We start from the raw sequence: 19,317 nt of genomic DNA on the forward strand, positions 1-19,317 counted from the left end.
GGACGCGGCGGCTGAGCCTCCGCGTCCCTGGAATAAAGCAAGAAGAGGGCCGCCTCAGGCAGCCTTCTTCGCCTTGCCAAGCACTTCGGCGACGGTCTGGCCGAACGAGCCGGGGTCCGGCGCGACGGTCAGACCGTAGGATCTCATGATCTCGGCCTTCTCGGCCGCGCTGTCGCCGGCCGCCGAGATGATCGCGCCGGCATGGCCCATGCGGCGGCCCTTCGGCGCCGTCAGCCCCGCGACGAAGCCGATCACGGGCTTGGAGAAGTTCTCCTTGATCCAGGCGGAGGCTTCCGCCTCCTGCGGACCGCCGATCTCGCCGATCATCAGCACGGCCTCGGTCTCCGGGTCCTGCTCGAACAGCGCGAGGTGGTCGAGGAAGGACGAGCCGTTGATCGGGTCGCCGCCGATGCCGACCGAGGTCGAGATGCCGATGCCGAGCGCCTTCATCTGGCTCGCCGCCTCATAGCCCAACGTTCCGGAGCGCGAGATCACGCCGACCTTGCCCTTGAGGTAGATGTGGCCCGGCATGATGCCGAGCATCGCCTTGCCCGGCGAGATGATGCCGGCGCAGTTCGGCCCCACCACCATGGTCCGCTTCTCCTTGGGGTAGCGGAACAGGTAGCGCTTCACCCGCATCATGTCCTGCGCGGGGATGCCATCGGTGATCGAACAGACGAGTTTCAGCCCGGCGTCGGCCGCCTCCATGATCGCGTCGGCCGCGAAGGGCGGGGCCACGAAGGTGATCGAGGTGGTCGCGCCGGTCTGGGCGACGGCGTCCTTCACGGTGTTGAATACGGGCAGGCCGAGATGGGTCATGCCGCCCTTGCCGGGCGTCACGCCGCCGACGACGTTCGAGCCGTATTCCAGCATCTCCTTGGCGTGGAACGTGCCTTTGTCGCCGGTTATGCCCTGGACGATAATCGGGGTCTTTTCGTCGATCAGGATGCTCATTGATGTGCTCCTCCCTCTCGCTTCAGGCCGCTGACTTGTAGGTTTCGCAGGCGTCGACGGCCTTCTTGGCGGCTTCGGCCAGCGTGTCCGCGGCGATCAGGTCGAGGCCCGAATCCTCCAGGATCTTCTTGCCCGCCTCGACGTTGGTGCCCGCCAGCCTCACGATCAGCGGCACCTCGATCTTCACCTCCTTGGCGGCCTGGATCACGCCCTGGGCGACCCAGTCGCAGCGGTTGATGCCGGCGAAGATGTTGACGAGGATCGCCTTCACGTTGCTGTCCGACAGGACGAGGCGGAAGGCGGTCGCGACGCGGTCGGGCGAAGCGCCGCCGCCGACGTCGAGGAAGTTCGCAGGCGCGCCGCCGGCGTGCTTGATCATGTCCATCGTCGCCATGGCGAGGCCGGCGCCGTTGACGATGCAGCCGATCTCGCCCTCAAGGCCGATGTAGTTGAGGTTGTGCTCCGCGGCCTGCGCCTCGCGCGGATCGCCCTGAGAGGGATCGTGCATGTCGGCGACGGCGTGGCGGCGGAACAGCGCGTTGTCGTCGAACGACATCTTGGCGTCGAGCGCCAGCACCCGGTCGTCCTTGGTCACGACGAGCGGGTTGATCTCCAGCATCGTGCCGTCGGTGTCGCGGAAGGCGCGGTAGGCGCTCATGATGAGCTTCACGGCGGCCGAGACCTGCCGGATGTTGAGGCCGAGGCGGAAGGCGATCTCGCGCGCCTCGAACTGCTGCAGGCCGACCGCGGGCTCGACCACGACCTGGATGAGCTTCTCCGGGTTCTTCTCGGCGATCTCCTCGATCTCCATGCCGCCTTCGGTCGAGGCGATGACGCGCACGCGCTCCGCCTTCCGGTCGAGCACGTAGCCGAGATAGAGCTCGCGCTCGAAGGGGTCGGCGACCTCGACATAGACGCGCTGGACAGGCTTGCCCTCGGGGCCGGTCTGCGCCGTGACCATACGCTTGCCGAGCATGCCCTTGGCGGCGTCGCGGACCTCGTTATAGGTCCGGCACAGCTTTACGCCGCCGGCCTTGCCGCGGGCGCCGGCGTGGATCTGCGCTTTCACCGCCCAATGCGAGCCGCCGAGCTCGGTCGCGGCGTAGACCGCCTGGTCGGGGCTGAAGGCGACGGCGCCTTTGGGGACCGCGACGCCGAACCCCGCGAGCAGTTCTTTCGCCTGGTACTCGTGAACGTCCATATGGCCCTCCTCGCTATTCAGTTTTTCTTATTTTTGGATTTACCTGTGTAAGCTATTCTTTCAAAATCGAGCAGCTGCGTCACCTACGACTTTCGTAAAACTTGTGCTCGAGCCATCATGTAAGCGACTGACGCGGCGCGCTTACGCCGCCGTTATCCCGGGCTTGGCCCGGGATCCGGACGCACGGACGGCGACGGACCAAACTCAAGGCTATGGGTCTGGACTCCGGCGCTTCGGCCGGAGTGACGTTCTACTCGTGAAGGGCTTGATCCGGGGCTCTCAGCCCAGCTTGTCCTTGACGACATCGTAGGTCTTCTCGGTCGTGGCGCCGGCTTCCTCAAGCAGGCTTTCGAGCGTCGCCAGCCGGCCTTCCGCGAAGTCGCGATCCTTGATCGACTTGGCGTTGACGCGGACGTTGAGGGCGGCGCTCAACAGACCGGCGTAAGCCGACTGCACGGCGACGCCGGCGTCGCTCACCACGTTCAGGTTGCCCTTGTCGGCCGTAATCTCGGCGAGCTTGACCACCTCCGCGCAGAGCCTGGCGCATTCAAGCGGCACGTCGGTCGCGATCTTCAGCGCGGCCTGGATCTTGGCCGTGCGTTCGGCCTTCGCCTCGTCGGTCTCGCCCTTCGGCAGGCCATAGGCCCCCATCACCGCGTCGAACGCCGCGACGTCGTCGCCGATCGCCTTGGTGAGCTCCGCCCGAAGCTTTTCGGACTTCGCCAGCACGTCCCTGATCTCGGTCTCGACCTCGGCGTATTTCGGCTTGCCGATCGTCAGGTTGCAGACCATCGAGACCAGCGCCGCGCCCATCGCGCCGGAGATCGCGGCGGCGCCGCCGCCGCCCGGCGTCGAACGCTCGCTCGCGAGATCGTCGAGGAAGGCGCCGAGCGCCTGGCTCTCCGCCATCACGCCATTTCCTTCGCGAGCGCGTAGATCTCGTCGGCGTCGAAGGACTGGTCGGCCGCCTCGAACAGCTTGCCGATCAGCGTGCGGTGAAGCTTGAGCTTCAGCCCGCCCAGGCCGAGCGCGCCGAGCGCGAGCTTGCCGTGTCGCTCCTTGGCCTTGTCCATGGCGTCGATGCCGCCGATGCCGAGCGGGGGCTGGGCGTTGTAGTCGACCACGATCTCGATCGAGGCCTCCGACGACCAGTTCGCTTCCGACAGCAGCTCGAAGCCGATCGCGCCCGCGGAGAAGACGAGGTTGGCACCGGAGACGGCGGCCTTGCGGGCGGCCTCGTCCTTGGCCTCGATCGCCTCGACCTTGACCCCGAAGCGCTTCTCGATCGCGTCCGCGGCCTTCTGGGTCTTGCCCAGGTCGCGGCCGGTGATGGCGACCGTCGCGCCTTCCTTGGCCAGCATGGCCGCGGAGCGCATGCCGACCGGGCCGGTGCCGGCGAGGATCACCGCCTTCTTGTCCTTGACGTCGCCGCCGAGCGCCTTGACGGCGAGCGCGACGCCGGCCGCGGCCGTCGTGTTCGAGCCGTTCGAATCCAGCATGGTCGAGACGCGGAACGGACCGAAGAAGCGCTTCTGCACGGCGTCGTAGACCGCCTCGCCCGCCGCCATGTCGCCGCCGCCGACGAAGATCGCCGTCGACTTCTTCTCCGAGCCGCCGCGCGTGTAGATCGTGCCGTCGACATAGGCGCCGACATTGTCCGGGGTCACGCCGCCATAGCCCGCGATGTGGTCGGCGCCGCCGTCATAGCCGACGACCACGTCGAACACGCTCGGGGTCGGATCGGTGTCGAATTGGAACAAGAGCTTCTTGGTCATCTGTTTCCCTGTCGCCCGGTTACGGGCTGTTTTCTGTTCGCCTGCAGCGCCTTCCGGACGTCATGGCCGCCCTCGCGGGCATCCACGACTGGGCCTTCGCGCCGCTTCGGCTGAAGGCCTAAGCCGTGGACGCCCGGCTTAGGCCGGGCATGACGTGAGCTGTCTCCGCCGCGGCGCGCACGGGGCTCACACCACGTTGGACGGCTTGCCCGCGACGAAGTTCTCGACGTTGTCGATGAGCTGGTCGGCGAGGATCTGCATCGCCTCCTTGCTCGACCACGCGACGTGCGGCGTGACGATCAGGTTCGGAAGATCGGCGTCGCACAGGATGTTGCCGTCCTTCGGAGGCTCCTGCGCCACCACATCGAACCCGGCTCCGCCGATCTCGCCGGACTTCAGCGCCTCGAGCAGCGCCGCCTCGTCGACCAGGCCGCCGCGCGCCGTGTTGATGAGGAGCGCGTGGTTCTTCATCTTCTTGAACTGCTCAGCCCCGAACATGTTCTTGGTGTCGGGGGTGAGCGGCACGTGGATCGTGATGGCGTCCGACTGGGTCAGCACGGTCTCGAAGTCGACCAGGCCGTCCTGCGGAAAGACGTCGTAGGGCAGGATCTTCATGCCGAGCGCTTCCGCGCGCTTGCCGATCGACTTGCCGAGCGCGCCATAGCCGACGATGCCGAGCGTCGAGCCGGCGATGTCGTAGATCGGATAGTCGAAGTAGCAGAACTGCGCCGACTTGTTCCAATCGCCGCGCTTCACGGAATTTGCGTAAGGCACGATCGAGCGGCGGAGCGCGAACAGCAGGCCGATGACGTGCTCGGGCACCGTGTTGAACGCATAGCCCCGGATGTTCGAGACCGTGACGCCCTGCTCTTTGGCCTGCGCCTTGTCGACGACGTCGGTGCCGGTCGCCGCGACCGCGATGAGCTTCAGGTTCGGCAGCCGCTTCAGCACGTCGGCGCGCATCGGCACCTTGTTGATGAGCGCGATGTCCGCGTCCTTCAGCCGTTCGACGATCTCGTCCGGCGTCCAGGTGCTGTCATATTCCTCGTATTCGTGCGGGAAGTTCGGCGCGCGAACCTTCGCGTCGAGGCTTTCGCGGTCGAGAAAGACGATCTTGTGCACGGGCGATCCCCATTGTTGACGCCGACGGGAGCGACCCTCCGGCTCAAGGCGAATACGGCATATGGCGCGTGAGAAGAGCCGGGCGATCTCTCGCCCGGCCCGTTCAGATCCGCGTCAGGCCGCCTTCGGGGTCGCCGCCTGGGCCTCGATCGGGTTCTGGCGGAAGTACTGCGCCGCAGCCGCGACGCCGGAGCCGGCCTCGATCTTCACGCCGTTGTCGAGCAGAGCCATCTCCGTGCCCGCGATCGCGCCGAGCAGCATCAGCTCGTTGAGGTCGCCGAGGTGGCCGATGCGGAACACCTTGCCCGCGACCTTCGACAGCCCGGCGCCGAGCGCGAGGTTGTAGCGGTTGTAGGCGGTCGAGATGATCTTGGCGGCGTCGACGCCTTCCGGCGCCAGGATCGCGCTCACCGTGTCGGAGTGCCAGCGCGGGCTCTTGGCGCAGAGCTTGAGGCCCCAGGCCTTGACCGCGGCGCGCGTGCCTTCGGCGAGCACGTGATGACGGCGCAGCACGTTATCGAAGCCCTCGTCCTCGAGACAGGCGAGCGCCTCCTTGAGGCCGTAGAGCAGCGGCAGCGCCGGGGTGTACGGGAAGTAGCCCGCCGGATTCTGCTTCAGGTGATCGTCGAAGTCGAAATAGACCTTGTTGAGCTTGGCGTTCTTGCGGACGTTCAGCGCCTTCGGGCTGACGCAGACGAAGCCGAGGCCGGCCGGCAGCATCAGACCCTTCTGCGAGCCGGAAACGGCGCAGTCGACGCCCCATTCGTCGAACCTGAAGTCGATCGAGCCGAGACCGGAGACCGAGTCCACGAACAGCAGCGCCGGGTGGCCGGCGGCGTCGATCGCCTTGCGGATCGCGCCGATGTTGGAGGTCACGCCGGTCGCGGTCTCGTTGTGGACCACCATGACGGCCTTGATCTCATGCGCCTTGTCGGCGCGGAGAGCCTCCTCGATCTTCTCCTCGTGGGCGCCCGTGCCCCACTCCTCTTCCTGGATCTCGACGTCCAGGCCGAGACGCTGCGCCATGTCGGTCCAGAGATGCGAAAACTGGCCGAAGCGCGCGGTGAGCACCTTGTCGCCGGGAGCGAGCGTGTTGGTGAGCGCCGCCTCCCAGCCGCCGGTGCCGGACGACGGGAAGATGAACACGGTGCCGTCCTTGGTCTTGAAGACCTTCTTCATGCCCTCGAACAGCGGCAGCGTCAGCTGGGGGAACGCCGGCGAGCGATGGTCCTCCATCGACACGGCCATCGACCGAAGCACCCTGTCGGGCAGGTTCGTCGGGCCGGGAACGAACAGAAAATTGCGACCTGGGCGTCTCGCCATGATTTCCTCCGTAGCGCCTTCTTGGCGGCAGAAAATAAACTGAGGTTCAGTTTTGACTATGCGACAGGCAGTCACGCCAGGCACAGCAGTTTTTTAGTGTTCTGCTTGCCTCTTCCTTCAGGGAAACCATAAGTCCCTCTTCAGAAGAGATTACTATCCTGTTGTATATCAAACGATAGAGACTTTCTATCGCTTTAGACTTGGACTATATTGCACTGCAACACGCTCGCACGTGGCGTTCGCTCATCGCAGCGCTGATTTGGGACGCCACGCAGAATGGACCGGAACGACCATAGCTTTCGACGCCGACTTTAGAAGGATGATTCTGGCCCCCGCGGAGGACGCAACGTCGAGGCCGCCTTGGCGAATTCGCTAGCGGGCCCGGGCGGCCCGCTCCAACGGCAGCGCGACGCTCATGAGCGCGCCGTAAGGCGCGAGCAGCACGAGCGCAGCGATCGCCTTCACCATGAAGTCGAAAGAAGCGAGGTTCACCCACAGCGGAACCGCGAGCTGAGAGCCGACCAGCGAGACCGCGTCCGACATCGCTGGATCGTTGGCGAAGGCGAGCGTGAAGAACAGCGCGGTGTCGATCGCCGACCCCGCGAGGCTCGCGACCAGCGGCGCGCGCCACCAGCTCATCCGCCGAAGCCGCGCGAACACCGAGACGTCGAGCAGCTGGCCGAGAAGGAAGGCCGCTCCCGAAGCCAGCGCGATGCGCGGCGTCGCAAGCCAGATCGACAGCGCCACGGCGAGGGCGAAGCCGACGAACACCACCCGGCGCGCCGACGTCGCGCCATAGCGGCGGTTCGTCAGATCGGTGACGAGAAAGGCGAAGGGATAGGCGAACGCGCCCCAGGTCAGCTTGTCCTGAAGCCCGAAGGCTTCGACCGGATGGCCGACAAGCACGTTCGACGCCGCGACGACGACCGTCATCGCGACGACGGGCAGGAACAGCAGCGACAGAGGGATCGAAGCCCGCGCGCTATCCGCGCGCGCCGGAGCCGGCCTCAGGAGGCGGCCTGTTCGACCGGGGCGTCCACCGCGGCCTTGGCGATCTTGCGCTTCAGCTCGCGCGCGCCCTGGCTGAGCTCGAGCTCGGGAGCCTTGGCGAGGAAGGCGTCGAGGCCGCCGCGATGCTCGACCGAACGCAGCGCATGAGCCGAAACCCTGAGCCGCACAGAACGGCCGAGCGCCTCGGAAATCAACGAGACCTGCACGAGGTTCGGACGGAACACGCGCTTGGTCTTGTGGTTAGAATGGCTGACCTTGTGCCCGCTCAGCACGGCCTTGCCGGTCAATTCGCAACGCCGCGACATGGGCACAGCTCCTGAAACGATCGAAAAGGCCCGCGTGCAGACGCCCCGGACAGCGACGTCCGTGCGGCCCGCGAGCCTGTATAAGCGAGGCGCTCCTATAGACGCGGGCCGCTGGGGCGTCAAGGATCGGAGCCTCCGACGCCGGCGCGGGAGCGCAAAGCGAGCCGAACGGCCGCATGCTTGCTGGCGAGCCTCACAAAAAACCGAATCCGCGCTAGTTTCGGGATGCGCGTCGCGCCAGTCGGGCGACGGCTGTGCGCCGATGCGATCCCGTGCATAGCGCGCGGCCCGAACGAGAACCAAACGCCATGCTCTCCACGATCTCCAACGCCAGGCTCTGGTCCAAGGCGGCCATAGCGGCCTCCCTCGTCTCCTCGCTCGCCGCCGCCCCCTTGCTGGCCGCGACCGGGCCTGCGGCGGCCGAAACGCGCGTGCGCGCCCGATACGCCCTGACGCTCGCGGGCTTCGACATCGGCACCGCGACGATGCAGGCCGGCATCGACAAGGCCTCCTACGACATGAACATGAGCGTCCGGATGACGGGGCTCGTGAAGTTCTTCACCGGCGGCAGGGGCGCGGCGACCTCGCGCGGGGCCTATGGCGACACGTCCGTCTCGCCCAGCGCCTATGCGCTGAACACCAAGTCGAGCGACAAGGGCCAGATCATCCGCTTCGCGCTCGCCGGCGGCGCGATCCGCCAGATCTCCGTCGAGCCGCCGCCGAAGACCAAGGACACGGTGCCCGTGACCGAGGCCGACAAGCGCGGCGTGGTCGATCCCCTGAGCGCGCTGATGATGCCGGTGGCCGGAACCGCCGACCCGCTCGACAAGTCGTCCTGCGACCGGACGCTGCCGGTGTTCGACGGCCGCCAGCGCTTCGACGTCACGCTGCGCTACGACCGGATGGAGACCGCGACCGCCGACCCGTCCGTGAAGGGCTCGTATGACGGCAAGCTGGTCGTCTGCAAGGCCTCCTACAAGGCGATCGCCGGCCACAAGCCAGGCCGCGAGCAGGTCGTCTTCATGGAGAACAACAAGGATATGGAGGTGTGGCTCGCGCCCGTCTCCGGCACCCGGGCGCTGCTGCCGTGGAAGATCTCGGTCAGGACTCCGATCGGCACCGCGGTGATCTCCGCCACCTCCTTCGTCGTAGGCGCAGGCGACAAACAGGCCGGCAAGGGCGTCGATCTCTGATCGGCTCTCTTGCGCCAACTCCTTGGAACGAATCAGGAATCGGATGGGGATCGCCGATTCGCCCCCGCTTCGTTCCGCTCCCGTTCGTGTTTTGCGGGACGCGCGACAGCCGCGCCCGCCGGGACGACGGGTTAAGGACTGCTGAATGACCGATCTGGCCGAGCTCGCGCCGGCGCCCGCCTCCGACATCCTCGCCCCCGCCCGCGGACGGGGCGTGACCGCCGTTCTGGGGCCGACCAACACCGGCAAGACCCACCTTGCGATCGAGCGCATGGCGGCGCACGGCTCGGGCCTCATCGGCCTGCCGCTGCGTCTCCTGGCGCGCGAGGTCTATCAGCGCCTCGTCGAGAAGGTCGGCGTCGACAAGGTCGCGCTCGTCACGGGCGAAGAGAAGATCAAGCCGCAGGGCGCGCGCTACTGGGTCGCGACCGTCGAGGCGATGCCGCGCGATCTCGACGTCGATTTCGTCGCCATCGACGAGATCCAGCTCTGCGCCGATTTCGACCGCGGCCACGTCTTCACCGACCGGATGCTGAACCTGCGCGGGCGTTACGAGACGCTGATTCTCGGCGCCGCCACCATGCGGCCGCTGGTCGAGAAGCTGCTGCCGGGCGCGAACGTCATCAGCCGGCCGCGGCTGTCGCAGCTGACCTTCGCCGGCGAGAAGAAGATCACGCGGTTGCCGCGCCGCAGCGCGATCGTCGCCTTCTCGGCCGAGGAGGTCTATGCGATCGCCGAGCTCATCCGCCGCCAGATGGGCGGCGCAGCGGTGGTGCTCGGCAAGCTCTCGCCCCGCACGCGCAACGCCCAGGTCGCGATGTACCAGGCCGGCGACGTCGACTATCTCGTCGCGACCGACGCGATCGGCATGGGGCTCAACCTCGACCTCGACCACGTCGCCTTCGCCGGCGACCGCAAGTTCGACGGCCATCAGCACCGGCGCCTCAACCCGGCCGAGATGGCGCAGATCGCAGGCCGCGCCGGGCGGCACCTGAAGGACGGCACCTTCGGCACCACCGGCCGCTGCGAGCCCTTTGAGCCCGAGCTCGCGCACGCCATCGAAAGCCACAGCTTCGCAAGCGTCCGGGTCGCGCAGTGGCGGAACAGCCGGCTCGACTTCCACGACCCCGGCGCGCTGATCGACAGCCTTTCGCGCCCGCCGGCCGAGGCCGGGCTCACCCGCGCGCCCGACGCCGACGACGTCCGCGCGCTCATCAGCCTGTCGCGCAATCCCGCCGTCAGGGACGCGGCGCGGGGGCCGAAACAGGTCCAGTTGCTGTGGGACGTCTGCCAGGTGCCGGATTACCGCAAGATCGCGCCGGCGCAGCATACGGAGCTCCTGGAGGAGCTTTTCGGCTTCCTCAGCGGGCCAGGAAAGGCGCCGACCGACTGGTTTGCGCGGCATGTCGCCTTGACGGATCGCGCCGATGGGGACATCGACACGCTGTCCGCGCGGATTGCGCATATCCGCACCTGGACGTTCGTCGCCAACCGAGCCGACTGGCTCGCAGACCCGGAACACTGGCAGGGCGTCACCCGCGCCGTCGAGGACAAGCTCTCCGACGCGCTACACGAACGACTGGCGCAGCGTTTCGTCGACCGTCGCACTAGCGTGCTCATGCGCCGCCTTAGGGAAAAGGACATGCTCGAGGCCGAGATCAACAAGGACGGCGACGTGATGGTCGAGGGCCACCATGTCGGGCGGCTCGCGGGCTTCCAGTTCGCGCCCGATTCCGTCGCGGACGGCGTCGAGGGCAAAGCGCTGCGCGCCGCGGCCGTCAAGGCGCTCGCCGGCGAGATCGAGGCGCGGGCGACCCGCTTCGCGAACGCAAGCGACGCCGACATCGTGCTGGCCGCCGACGGCGCCGTCCGCTGGCAGGGAGAACCCGTCGCCAAGCTCGTGAAGGGCGAAAAGGCGCTTCAGCCCCGGGTGCGGGTGTTGGCCGACGAGCAGCTGACCGGGCCCGCGCGCGAGCAGGTCGACAAGCGGCTCGACCAGTGGATCCGCGCCTACGTCCAGAAGCTGCTCGGGCCGCTCGCGGCGATCGAGGGCGCCGAGGACGTCACCGGAGTGGGCCGCGGCGTCGCCTACCAGCTCGTCGAGGAGCTCGGCGTGCTCGACCGCGCCAAGGTGGCCGAGGAGGTGAAGGGCCTAGACCAGACGGCGCGGGCGGCGCTGCGGCGCCACGGCGTGCGTTTCGGCGCGCATCACATCTACATGCCGCTGCTGATGAAACCGGCCCCGCGCGCGCTCGCGGCCCAGCTCTGGGCGCTGGCGCACGGATCGGACAGCGACGCCAAGGTCGACGACGTGGCGCATCTCGCCTCCGCCGGCCGCACCTCGATTCCGGTGGACGCCACGATCGACAAGGGCCTCTATCGCGCGCTCGGCTACCGGGTGTGCGGGGCGCGGGCCATCCGCGTCGACATTCTCGAGCGGCTCGCCGACCTGATCCGTCCCGCGATCGCCTGGAAGCCCGGAACCGGAACGCCGCCGGCCGGGGCGGCAGACGGCAACGGCTTCACCGTGACCGTCGCGATGACCTCGCTCGCCGGCTGCTCGGGCGAAGACTTCGCCGAGATCCTGCGCTCGCTCGGCTACCGCATGGAGCGCAAGCCGAAGCCGGCGGTCGTCGCCTCCCCGCCCGAGATCGCGGCGAGCGCGGAGCCCGCGGCCGAGCCCACGGCGGACGCCGCCGACGTCGCCGAGACGGTGGAGACCGCAGCGCCTGACGTCTCCGAGCCGGACCTTTCCGTCGAAGACGCCGCTCCCATCGCGGCGGAGAGCGTGGCGATCGAGGAGTCGTCCGACGAGGACGCCGGGATCGAGGGCGAGGCCGCCTCCGACGACGAAGCCGAGACGGCGGCCGATGCTCCGGTGTTCGACGCCGGCGAGCAGGACGCCCCGCTGTTCGACGCCGTAGGATCCGACGAGATCCCGTCCGAGGCGACGGAATCGCTCGAGGAGTCCGACGAGCCGGTCGAGCAGGAGCTGTCGGCGGAGAGCGCAGAGGTCGAGTCGGAAGCGGCCGCGGAGACCGCAGCCGACGTCGCTCCGGAGGCGCCTGCGATCGAGCCGGTCGCGACCGAGCCCGAGATGATCGAGGTCTGGCGTCCGGGCGGCTTCGCCCGTCGCGACAAGCCGCAGCGCAACAATCGCGAGCGTCGCGGCCCGCCGCGCGATCGGGGCGCGGCTTCGGCTCCCGGCGCCGCAGACGCCCAGGCCGCGCCGCGCTCGGCCGAGCAGCGCCGCGAGCGCTATCGGCCCGCAGGCGGCGCGCCCGCGCGCGAGGATCGCCGCCCGGGCGGCGAAGGACGTCCCGGCGGACAGGGACGGCCGCCCCGCAGCGGCGGTGGCGGACGACCCGAGCGCGGCGGACGGCCAGACCGGCCCGGCGGCGACCGGCGCGGCCCGCAGACCGCGGAGTTCGCCTCGACCCCCGCGCCGAAACGAGCCGACCGCGCGCCCGATCCGGACTCGCCCTTCGCGAAGCTCGCGGCGCTGAAGGCTCAGCTCGAGCAGGCCGGACGTCGTCCGGCGCAAGGGGCCAAGGGCCCGGACGCCAAAGACGAGGCCTGAGCCTCGATGCCGGGCACGCTCGACGCGCGCCCGGCCTCCACCCGGCTCGACACATGGCTGTGGCGCGCCCGCGTGGTGAAGACGCGCAGCCTCGGCGCCAAGCTCGCCCGGTCCGGCCATGTCCGCGTCAACGGCCGGCGCTCGGCGACCGCGCATCAGCCGGTCCGCGTCGGCGACGTTCTGACGATCGCGCTCGAAAGGAGCGTCCGCGTGCTGCGCGTGACGGCGTTCGGCGAGCGGCGCGGCCCTGCGACGGAGGCCAGCGCGCTGTTCGAGGACATCGGCGTCGACGGCTGATCCAACCTGCGGACGAGGGCAGATCTCGGCCCCCGCCCTTGCGCGGCCCCTGCAGCTTCGCTACGTCACGCCTTCGCGCAAGGAGACGACGATGACCTACGTGGTCACCGACAACTGCATCAAGTGCAAGTACATGGACTGCGTCGAGGTCTGCCCCGTGGATTGCTTCTACGAGGGCGAGAACATGCTCGTCATCCATCCCGACGAATGCATCGACTGCGGCGTCTGCGAGCCGGAATGCCCGGCCGAGGCGATCAAGCCGGACACTGAATCCGGGCTGGAATCCTGGGTGAAGCTCAACGGCGATTACGCCAAGAGCTGGCCCAACATTACGATCCGTCGCGAACCGCCGGCCGACGCCAAGGAGTTCGACGGCGTCGAGGGCAAGCTGGAGAAATACTTCTCTCCGGAGCCCGGCGAGGGCGACTGATCCGCCGGCCGGGCGAAGCGTGAATTCGTCCGGCGTGTGGCGCGCTTGCGTCTATCTCATTGATTTTTACGTCCGTTCGTGATACCACTCACAAACGGTCAAGAAGACGCGCCCGCTCGCCCCAAGCCCCCAGGCGTTTTTCGGCAATCAGGCATGAAACGGCTGTCCCGACGTCTCACGACGTCTTTGGGCATGCGCTCGCTTCTTCTGACATCGGCGACGTCCCGTCCGGTCTAGCGGGCGGACGCGCCGAAGCGTTCGGTCTGGCGGTCGCCAGCCGAGTTCTTGTCCGGCGCCTGCGGCGCTGGCGCGGCATGGAGTGCGGAACGGCATGACCACCAAGAAGACCTCGCAGAATCGTCACGGTTTCAAGACGCTCGAGCACGTCGTCTATCCGTCCCACGGCGTCGGCCAGATCGTCGCGATCGAGGAGCAGTCCATCGCCGGCCACACGCTCGAGCTGTTCGTGATCAGCTTCGAGAAGGACAAGATGACGCTTCGGGTGCCCGTCGCGAAGGTCGCCTCCGCCGGAATGCGCAAGCTTTCGGACGACGCTCTCGTCGCCAAGGGACTTGAGACCCTGACCGGCCGCGCGCGCGTCAAGAAGACGATGTGGAGCCGCCGCGCGCAGGAATATGAGGCGAAGATCAACTCCGGCGATCTGATCGCGATCGCAGAGGTGGTGCGCGACCTGTTCCGCGCCGATACCCAGCCCGAGCAGTCCTACAGCGAGCGGCAGCTCTATGAATCCGCCCTCGACCGCATGATGCGCGAAGTGGCGGCCGTCCAGAAGCTTTCGGACATCGAGGCGCAGAAGGTGATCGAAGGCCAGCTCGCCAAGGGTCCGCGCCGCGGCCGCGCGGACGAAGTGGAGGCGGCGAACGAGGCCGAGCCCCAGGAAGAGGCGGCTTAAGCCTCCTCCGAGATCGATTTCCAAGGCCCGGCGCTTGCGCCGGGCCTTTTTCGTTTGAGGACCTTGACTCACGCGCTTGGCGCAACTGCGTGCTCGACAAGGGGTCTGCGGCCATGATCACGAAAGCGTGATCATGAATCCCATTTCCGGGACGTCCTTTTCCTGATCTCGGGCGTTCACCTCCGAAAGCCAGCCCTTACAGGCGGCGAGCATCGGGAGTGTCGCAATGTCCCAAATGGCCGGAGTCCGCCGTCGTTTCGTTCGCGCCGCCATGGAGGCGCCCTTCCTCGAAAGAGGCGAGGAGCACGATCTTGCGGTGCTCTGGAAGGACGAAGGCGACGAGAACGCGCTGCACCGACTTGCCGCGGCCCATATGCGCCTCGTCATCGCGATCGCGGCCCGATTCAGGCACTATGGGCTGCCGATGCCGGATCTGATCCAGGAGGGCCATGTCGGCCTGCTCGAGGCCGCCGCCCGCTTCGAGCCGGAGCGTGAAGTCCGGTTCTCCACCTACGCCACCTGGTGGATCCGCGCCGCCATTCAGGACCACATCCTGCGCAACTGGTCGATCGTGCGCGGCGGCACCAGCTCGGCTCAGAAGGCGCTGTTCTTCAACCTTCGCCGGCTGCGCGCAAGGCTGGCCAAGAACGGCGAAGCGATGGCTCCCGGCGTGCTGCACAAGAAAATCGCCGAGGCGGTCGGCGTATCCCAGGCCGACGTCGCGCTGATGGATTCCCGCCTCTCGGGCCCCGACACCTCGCTCAATGCGCCGATTCTCGACAGCGACCCGAACTCCTCTTCCGAGCGGATGGACTTCCTGGTCGACACCGCGCCGCTGCCCGACGAGACCGTCGGCGAGAGCATCGACACCGAACGCCGCGTGATCTGGCTTCGCTCCGCGCTGGACGTGCTGAACGAGCGGGAGCTGAAGATCGTCCGCGCCCGCCGCCTCGCGGAGACCACCGTGACGCTGGAGGCCTTAGGCGAGCGTCTCGGCATCTCGAAGGAGCGCGTCCGCCAGATCGAGAACCGCGCCCTGGAGAAGCTCCGCCGCGCCCTGATCGAGCGCTACCCGATGGGCGCCGCCGAGGTGGTCGCCTGAGGGTTTAGCCTCTGGACACGAAGGCGTGTGCTCCGAGACGGCCTGGGCGGCCTCGGAGATAGCCTCAGCGTAGAAGGCGAACGCCATGGCTGTCGTCAAGCAGCGCTGAAAATGCCGCACATCCTATGCTGATGAGGATGTGCGTTCAGCCAGGCCGTCGAAGCGCGCTCTACGCGTTCGCCGCTTCTAAATTCGCTTTAGATAACGCAGCCGCGTGAGGCGAGCCCTGCTTATTGCGCCGGCTGAGCCTGCGCCGCCGCCGGCATCCCGCGCCATGAATCCAGCGCGTCGTTGAACGCCTGCACGCCCGGCGTGCCCTTTTCGAGCGTCAGCACCGCGCGGCGGCCGTTGTCATAGAGGATCGGGATGTCGATCCAGCTGCGGTCGCGCAACAGCTGCTCGTTGACCGTGCGCTCTGTCTCCAGATTCGACAGCCCGATCAGGAAAAACCCGTTCGTCACCTTGACAGACAAACCGGCGACCGTCGCGCCGCGGGCGGATTCGTCCGCCTTCATCACCACGCCCGGCACGTTGGCCACTCCGGCGTTGGGGAAATCGGGCGGCAGGTTGAACTGGATCTCGATCGTGTGGCTCGCCGGGAGCGTCGCGTCGGCGTTGCGCCGGATCACGATCGTCGCCTTCAGTTTGCGGCCCGGAATGTCGATGTCGCCACGGATCGCGGTCTCGAGCGGCTGGCTCTGGCCGACGCTGACGGATTCCGTGCGCCAGACCACCGTGCCGGTCAGGGCCTCGCCGGACTGCTGGTTCGGCCCCTCTTCATAAAGCGTCGCTCGCTGTGCGACGAGCGGCCCGGTCTGCGACGGAGGCGGCGACGCCGGCGCCGTCTCCGTGACAGCCGCGGGCGGCGCGGCGGGCTCGGCCGTGGGGGCGGGCGCAGGCTCTGCCGCCGGGGGTTGCTCCCGCGATGCCTGCTGCTCGGGCGAAGCGGACTGCTGCGGCTGTTCGGCGGCCGGCGGCGAATATTGCGGCGGCCTGTCCTCGCTCTTGCCGCTCGCCGAAGGCGCAGTCCCGGGTGGCGTCGTGGACGGCGAGACTTCCGCGACGTCCCTCGATGAGGTCGAGGCGGAATAGCGGTAGGCGAAGACGCCGCCCACGACCAAGGCGATCAGCGCGAGCGCGCCGACCGCGACGAGCGGGCTGGAGCGCTTGCGTGGCGCTGCGCGCGACGCTCCGCCTGAGGCCGGGATGATCGGACGGCCGTCGGGGCGCTTCGAGGGTCTTGGCTGAGGCGCGGCGGTCTTCGGCGCGGGCGGAGGCGGAGCCTTGGGGGCCGGCTGCTGCGCGGCCGGATTGGGCGGAGGCGGGGCGGCCTCCTTCTTGCGGGCCGGCGGCGGCGGGGCCTCCGCCTTCGGCATTGCGGGCGCCGGGCCGGGCGCAGCAGCGGCGGCCTGGGCAGGGACTCCCGCCCCGGCCTCGACCTTGCGGATCGCCTCCTCGAGCTGAAGGCGCTCGCGCGAGATGTCCTCTTCCGACAGCGGCGGGTCGATCGCGCGCAGCTGCCGCACGATGGCGGCGCGCGCCCGTTCGTAGACTGCGCGGCGCGCCTCGCCGGTGTTGCTCTCGAGACCCGCTACCGCGCGCGACAGGACTGGGAAGTAATCGGCCATGTTGTCGACATACGTCAGGGGCCCTTCCGCGTCGAGGGCGCCAAAGACACGCGGGCGAAAGCTTTTTTCAGTCTTCGAACGGGTCTGCGACGAGGATCGTGTCGGCCCGTTCCGGCGAGGTCGAGACCAGAGCAATTGGGCATTCGATCAGTTCTTCGATGCGCCGGACGAACTTGATCGCCTGCGCCGGAAGCTGCGCCCACGAGCGCGCGCCCGCGGTGGTTCCCGACCACCCCTCGACCGTCTCGTAGATCGGCTCGATCCGCGCCTGCGCGCCCTGGCTCGCCGGCAGCCGGCTGATGCGCTTGCCGTCGAGCTCGTAGCCGACGCAGACCCTGATCTCGGGGAGCCCGTCGAGCACGTCGAGCTTGGTGAGCGCGATGCCGTCGATGCCCGACGTGCGCGCGGTCTGCCGAAGCGCGACGGCGTCGAGCCAGCCGCAGCGCCGCGGGCGGCCGGTGACGGTGCCGAATTCGTGGCCGCGCTCGCCGAGCCGGCGGCCGACCTCGTCGGTCAATTCGGTCGGGAACGGCCCCTCGCCCACCCGCGTGGTGTAGGCCTTGGCGATGCCGAGCACATAGCCGACGGCCTTGGGGCCGAGCCCCGAGCCGGTCGCGGCCTGCCCCGCCACGGTGTTGGACGAGGTGACGAACGGATAGGTGCCGTGATCGACGTCGAGCAGCGCGCCTTGCGCGCCCTCGAACAGGATGCGGTCGCCGGCGCGCCGGCGCTCGTCGAGAATCTCCCAGGTGGCGTCGAGATAGGGCAGCACCTTGGGGGCTGCGGAGGCGAGCTCGTCGTAGATCGCGTCGACCGTGAATTCCGGCAGGCCGAAGCCCCGGCGGAGCGCGTTGTGGTGGCTGAGCAGGCGTTCGATCTTCGGACGCAGCGTCGAGAGATTGGCGAGGTCGCGCAGGCGGATCGCGCGGCGCCCGACCTTGTCCTCATAGGCCGGGCCGATGCCGCGCTTGGTCGTGCCGATGCGCGTGCCCTCGTTCGACCCCTCGCGCAGCGCGTCGAGCTCGCCATGAAGCGACAGGATGAGCGTGGCGTTGTCGGCGACCTTCAGCGTGTCGGGCGTGATGTCGACGCCCTGGCCCTTCAACCGCTCGATCTCGCTGATGAGAGCATGCGGGTCGACCACGACGCCATTGCCGATGATCGAGAGCTTGCCCCGGACGACGCCGGACGGCAGCAGGCTGAGCTTGTAGGTCACGCCGTCGACGACCAGCGTGTGGCCGGCGTTGTGGCCGCCCTGGAAACGCACGACGACGTCCGCCCTGTCGGACAGCCAGTCGACGATCTTGCCCTTGCCTTCGTCGCCCCACTGGGCGCCGACAACGACGACGTTCGCCATTCCGAAATCCTCTCCGCGACGGGCCGGAGCAAAAAAAGACCCCGGCTCGGGAGAGCCAGGGTTCTCCCGCGGCTTGCTAAAGGATCGGGCGTCCGGAGGCAAGGCGTCGGGCGCGGCGGCGCATGTCCCGCGTGCTCCGGCGCATGGCTGCGGGCATGGCGCCGGAAGGCGTCCGCGCCGATATTCCAGCTGACGCTCCCCACCCGGACCCGACGATCACCTATGACAGACGCCCTGACCGCCCCGTCCGATCCCGGCGCTGTATTACCCGCCGGGCTGCGCCTTGGCGTCGCGGAACTCTCCGTCGCCGACCTCGAGCGGTCGGCAGCGTTTTACGAGGACGTCGTCGGTCTTCGCACTGTGGACCGACGAACAGGCGAGGCCGAGCTCGGGGCCGGCGGCGTTCCCATCGTCCGGCTGGTGGAGGTCCCCGGCGCAAGACCCAAGCCCCGCGATGCGGCGGGCCTGTTCCACGTCGCGATCCTGGTGCCGGAGCGGCGCGACCTCGCGGTCGTGCTCGGGAGGCTCGCGCGCGACCGCGTGCGGATCGGCGCTTCCGACCATCTCGTCAGCGAGGCGCTCTATCTCGACGACCCCGACGGCAACGGGCTGGAGATCTACCGCGACCGGCCCCGCAGCGAGTGGCCGTACGACGCCGGACGGCTGAAGATGGCGACCGAGCCACTCGACGCGCAAGGCGTGCTGTCCCTGCTGGCGCCCGACGAAGACCTCGACGCCCCGACGTCGGCCGGCGTCAAGATCGGTCACGTCCATTTGCAGGCCGGCGATCTCGATCAAGCTCGCGCCTTCTGGATCGACGCGCTCGGCTTCGAGCTGACGACGACCTATCCCGGCGCGCTGTTCATGAGCGCCGGCGGCTACCACCATCACGTCGCGGCGAACATCTGGTCGTCGCGCGGACACGGGCCCGCTCCGGAAGGCTCGGCGGGCCTGCGCTCGTTCGAGGCGATTCTGCCGGAGGGTATGGACGTCGACGCGGTCGAACGGCGCCTGCGGGCCGCGGGCCGGCGGGCCGAGCGGCGGGATGGGGCGCTCCGCGTCTCCGATCCCTGGGGCTCCACGATCGTCTTGCGCGCGGCCTAACCGGCCGAAAGCGAGGCGGGCG

Annotated in this window: 17 protein-coding genes; 7 read left to right on the plus strand and 10 right to left on the minus strand. The window is 68.4% G+C overall.

All coding sequences use genetic code 11. The annotated features are described in order from the left end of the window. Nucleotides 1-54: 54 nt before the first annotated feature. From sucD to rpmB, 8 genes are all read right to left on the minus strand, one after another. The gene (gene sucD, locus PKE75_RS10935; RefSeq protein WP_271168760.1) at nt 55-954 is read right to left on the minus strand and encodes a succinate--CoA ligase subunit alpha; all 900 of its coding nucleotides are present in this window, start codon (nt 952-954) and stop codon (nt 55-57) included. A gap of 22 nt (nt 955-976) precedes the next feature. Then, a complete protein-coding gene (locus tag PKE75_RS10940) occupies nt 977-2,155 on the minus strand; it encodes a malate--CoA ligase subunit beta (protein ID WP_271168761.1) in 1,179 nt (392 codons plus the stop codon). Nucleotides 2,156-2,434: 279 nt separating this feature from the next. Next, nucleotides 2,435-3,064: a methenyltetrahydrofolate cyclohydrolase gene (gene fchA / locus PKE75_RS10945; protein ID WP_271168762.1), complete on the minus strand. Its 630-nt coding sequence runs from the start codon at nt 3,062-3,064 to the stop codon at nt 2,435-2,437. Further along, nucleotides 3,064-3,930, minus strand: a complete 867-nt coding sequence (locus PKE75_RS10950; protein WP_271168763.1) for an NADP-dependent methylenetetrahydromethanopterin/methylenetetrahydrofolate dehydrogenase — start codon at nt 3,928-3,930, stop codon at nt 3,064-3,066. Before PKE75_RS10950 ends, fchA begins: the two co-directional genes overlap by 1 nt. Before the next feature lie 186 nt (nt 3,931-4,116). Next, nucleotides 4,117-5,052: a D-2-hydroxyacid dehydrogenase gene (locus tag PKE75_RS10955; protein ID WP_271168764.1), complete on the minus strand. Its 936-nt coding sequence runs from the start codon at nt 5,050-5,052 to the stop codon at nt 4,117-4,119. 114 nt (nt 5,053-5,166) lie between these two features. Next, nucleotides 5,167-6,375 carry an aminotransferase class V-fold PLP-dependent enzyme gene (locus tag PKE75_RS10960; protein ID WP_271168765.1) on the minus strand — a complete coding sequence of 403 codons (1,209 nt, stop codon included), beginning with the start codon at nt 6,373-6,375 and terminating at the stop codon, nt 5,167-5,169. Between the two features lie 372 nt (nt 6,376-6,747). Further along, the gene (locus tag PKE75_RS10965; RefSeq protein ID WP_271168766.1) at nt 6,748-7,308 is read right to left on the minus strand and encodes a queuosine precursor transporter; all 561 of its coding nucleotides are present in this window, start codon (nt 7,306-7,308) and stop codon (nt 6,748-6,750) included. Nucleotides 7,309-7,382: 74 nt separating this feature from the next. Next, nucleotides 7,383-7,691, minus strand: coding sequence for a 50S ribosomal protein L28 (rpmB, locus tag PKE75_RS10970; RefSeq protein ID WP_271168767.1), 309 nt, complete (start codon nt 7,689-7,691; stop codon nt 7,383-7,385). 308 nt (nt 7,692-7,999) lie between these two features. Between rpmB and PKE75_RS10975 the strand changes: the two genes are divergently transcribed. The 6 genes from PKE75_RS10975 (at nt 8,000) to PKE75_RS11000 (ending at nt 15,206) form a co-directional block, all read left to right on the plus strand. Next, a complete protein-coding gene (locus PKE75_RS10975; RefSeq protein ID WP_271168768.1) occupies nt 8,000-8,884 on the plus strand; it encodes a DUF3108 domain-containing protein in 885 nt (294 codons plus the stop codon). Between the two features lie 145 nt (nt 8,885-9,029). Further along, nucleotides 9,030-12,464: a helicase-related protein gene (locus PKE75_RS10980; RefSeq protein ID WP_271168769.1), complete on the plus strand. Its 3,435-nt coding sequence runs from the start codon at nt 9,030-9,032 to the stop codon at nt 12,462-12,464. 6 nt (nt 12,465-12,470) lie between these two features. Beyond that, complete coding sequence (locus PKE75_RS10985; protein ID WP_271168770.1) at nt 12,471-12,761, plus strand: RNA-binding S4 domain-containing protein; 291 nt, start codon at nt 12,471-12,473, stop codon at nt 12,759-12,761. A 91-nt stretch (nt 12,762-12,852) separates the two neighbouring features. Then, a complete protein-coding gene (fdxA, locus tag PKE75_RS10990) occupies nt 12,853-13,191 on the plus strand; it encodes a ferredoxin FdxA (RefSeq protein ID WP_271168771.1) in 339 nt (112 codons plus the stop codon). A 331-nt stretch (nt 13,192-13,522) separates the two neighbouring features. Beyond that, nucleotides 13,523-14,104 (plus strand): CarD family transcriptional regulator, encoded by a 582-nt coding sequence (locus tag PKE75_RS10995; RefSeq protein WP_271168772.1) that lies wholly within the window; start codon nt 13,523-13,525, stop codon nt 14,102-14,104. 226 nt (nt 14,105-14,330) lie between these two features. After that, on the plus strand, nt 14,331-15,206 hold the full coding sequence (locus PKE75_RS11000; RefSeq protein ID WP_271168773.1) for an RNA polymerase factor sigma-32: 876 nt from the start codon (nt 14,331-14,333) through the stop codon (nt 15,204-15,206). 230 nt (nt 15,207-15,436) lie between these two features. Here PKE75_RS11000 and PKE75_RS11005 read toward each other — a convergent pair whose 3' ends face one another. Both PKE75_RS11005 and PKE75_RS11010 read right to left on the minus strand, forming a co-directional pair. After that, nucleotides 15,437-16,834 carry a hypothetical protein gene (locus tag PKE75_RS11005; protein WP_271168774.1) on the minus strand — a complete coding sequence of 466 codons (1,398 nt, stop codon included), beginning with the start codon at nt 16,832-16,834 and terminating at the stop codon, nt 15,437-15,439. A 67-nt stretch (nt 16,835-16,901) separates the two neighbouring features. After that, complete coding sequence (locus PKE75_RS11010) at nt 16,902-18,191, minus strand: adenylosuccinate synthase (RefSeq protein WP_271168775.1); 1,290 nt, start codon at nt 18,189-18,191, stop codon at nt 16,902-16,904. A 222-nt stretch (nt 18,192-18,413) separates the two neighbouring features. Between PKE75_RS11010 and PKE75_RS11015 the strand changes: the two genes are divergently transcribed. Beyond that, on the plus strand, nt 18,414-19,295 hold the full coding sequence (locus PKE75_RS11015; RefSeq protein WP_271168776.1) for a VOC family protein: 882 nt from the start codon (nt 18,414-18,416) through the stop codon (nt 19,293-19,295). Nucleotides 19,296-19,317 lie beyond the last annotated feature (22 nt).

It is taken from the genome of Hansschlegelia plantiphila, from assembly GCF_027922265.1.
GTDB classification, from domain to species: Bacteria; Pseudomonadota; Alphaproteobacteria; order Rhizobiales; family Methylopilaceae; genus Methylopila; species Methylopila plantiphila.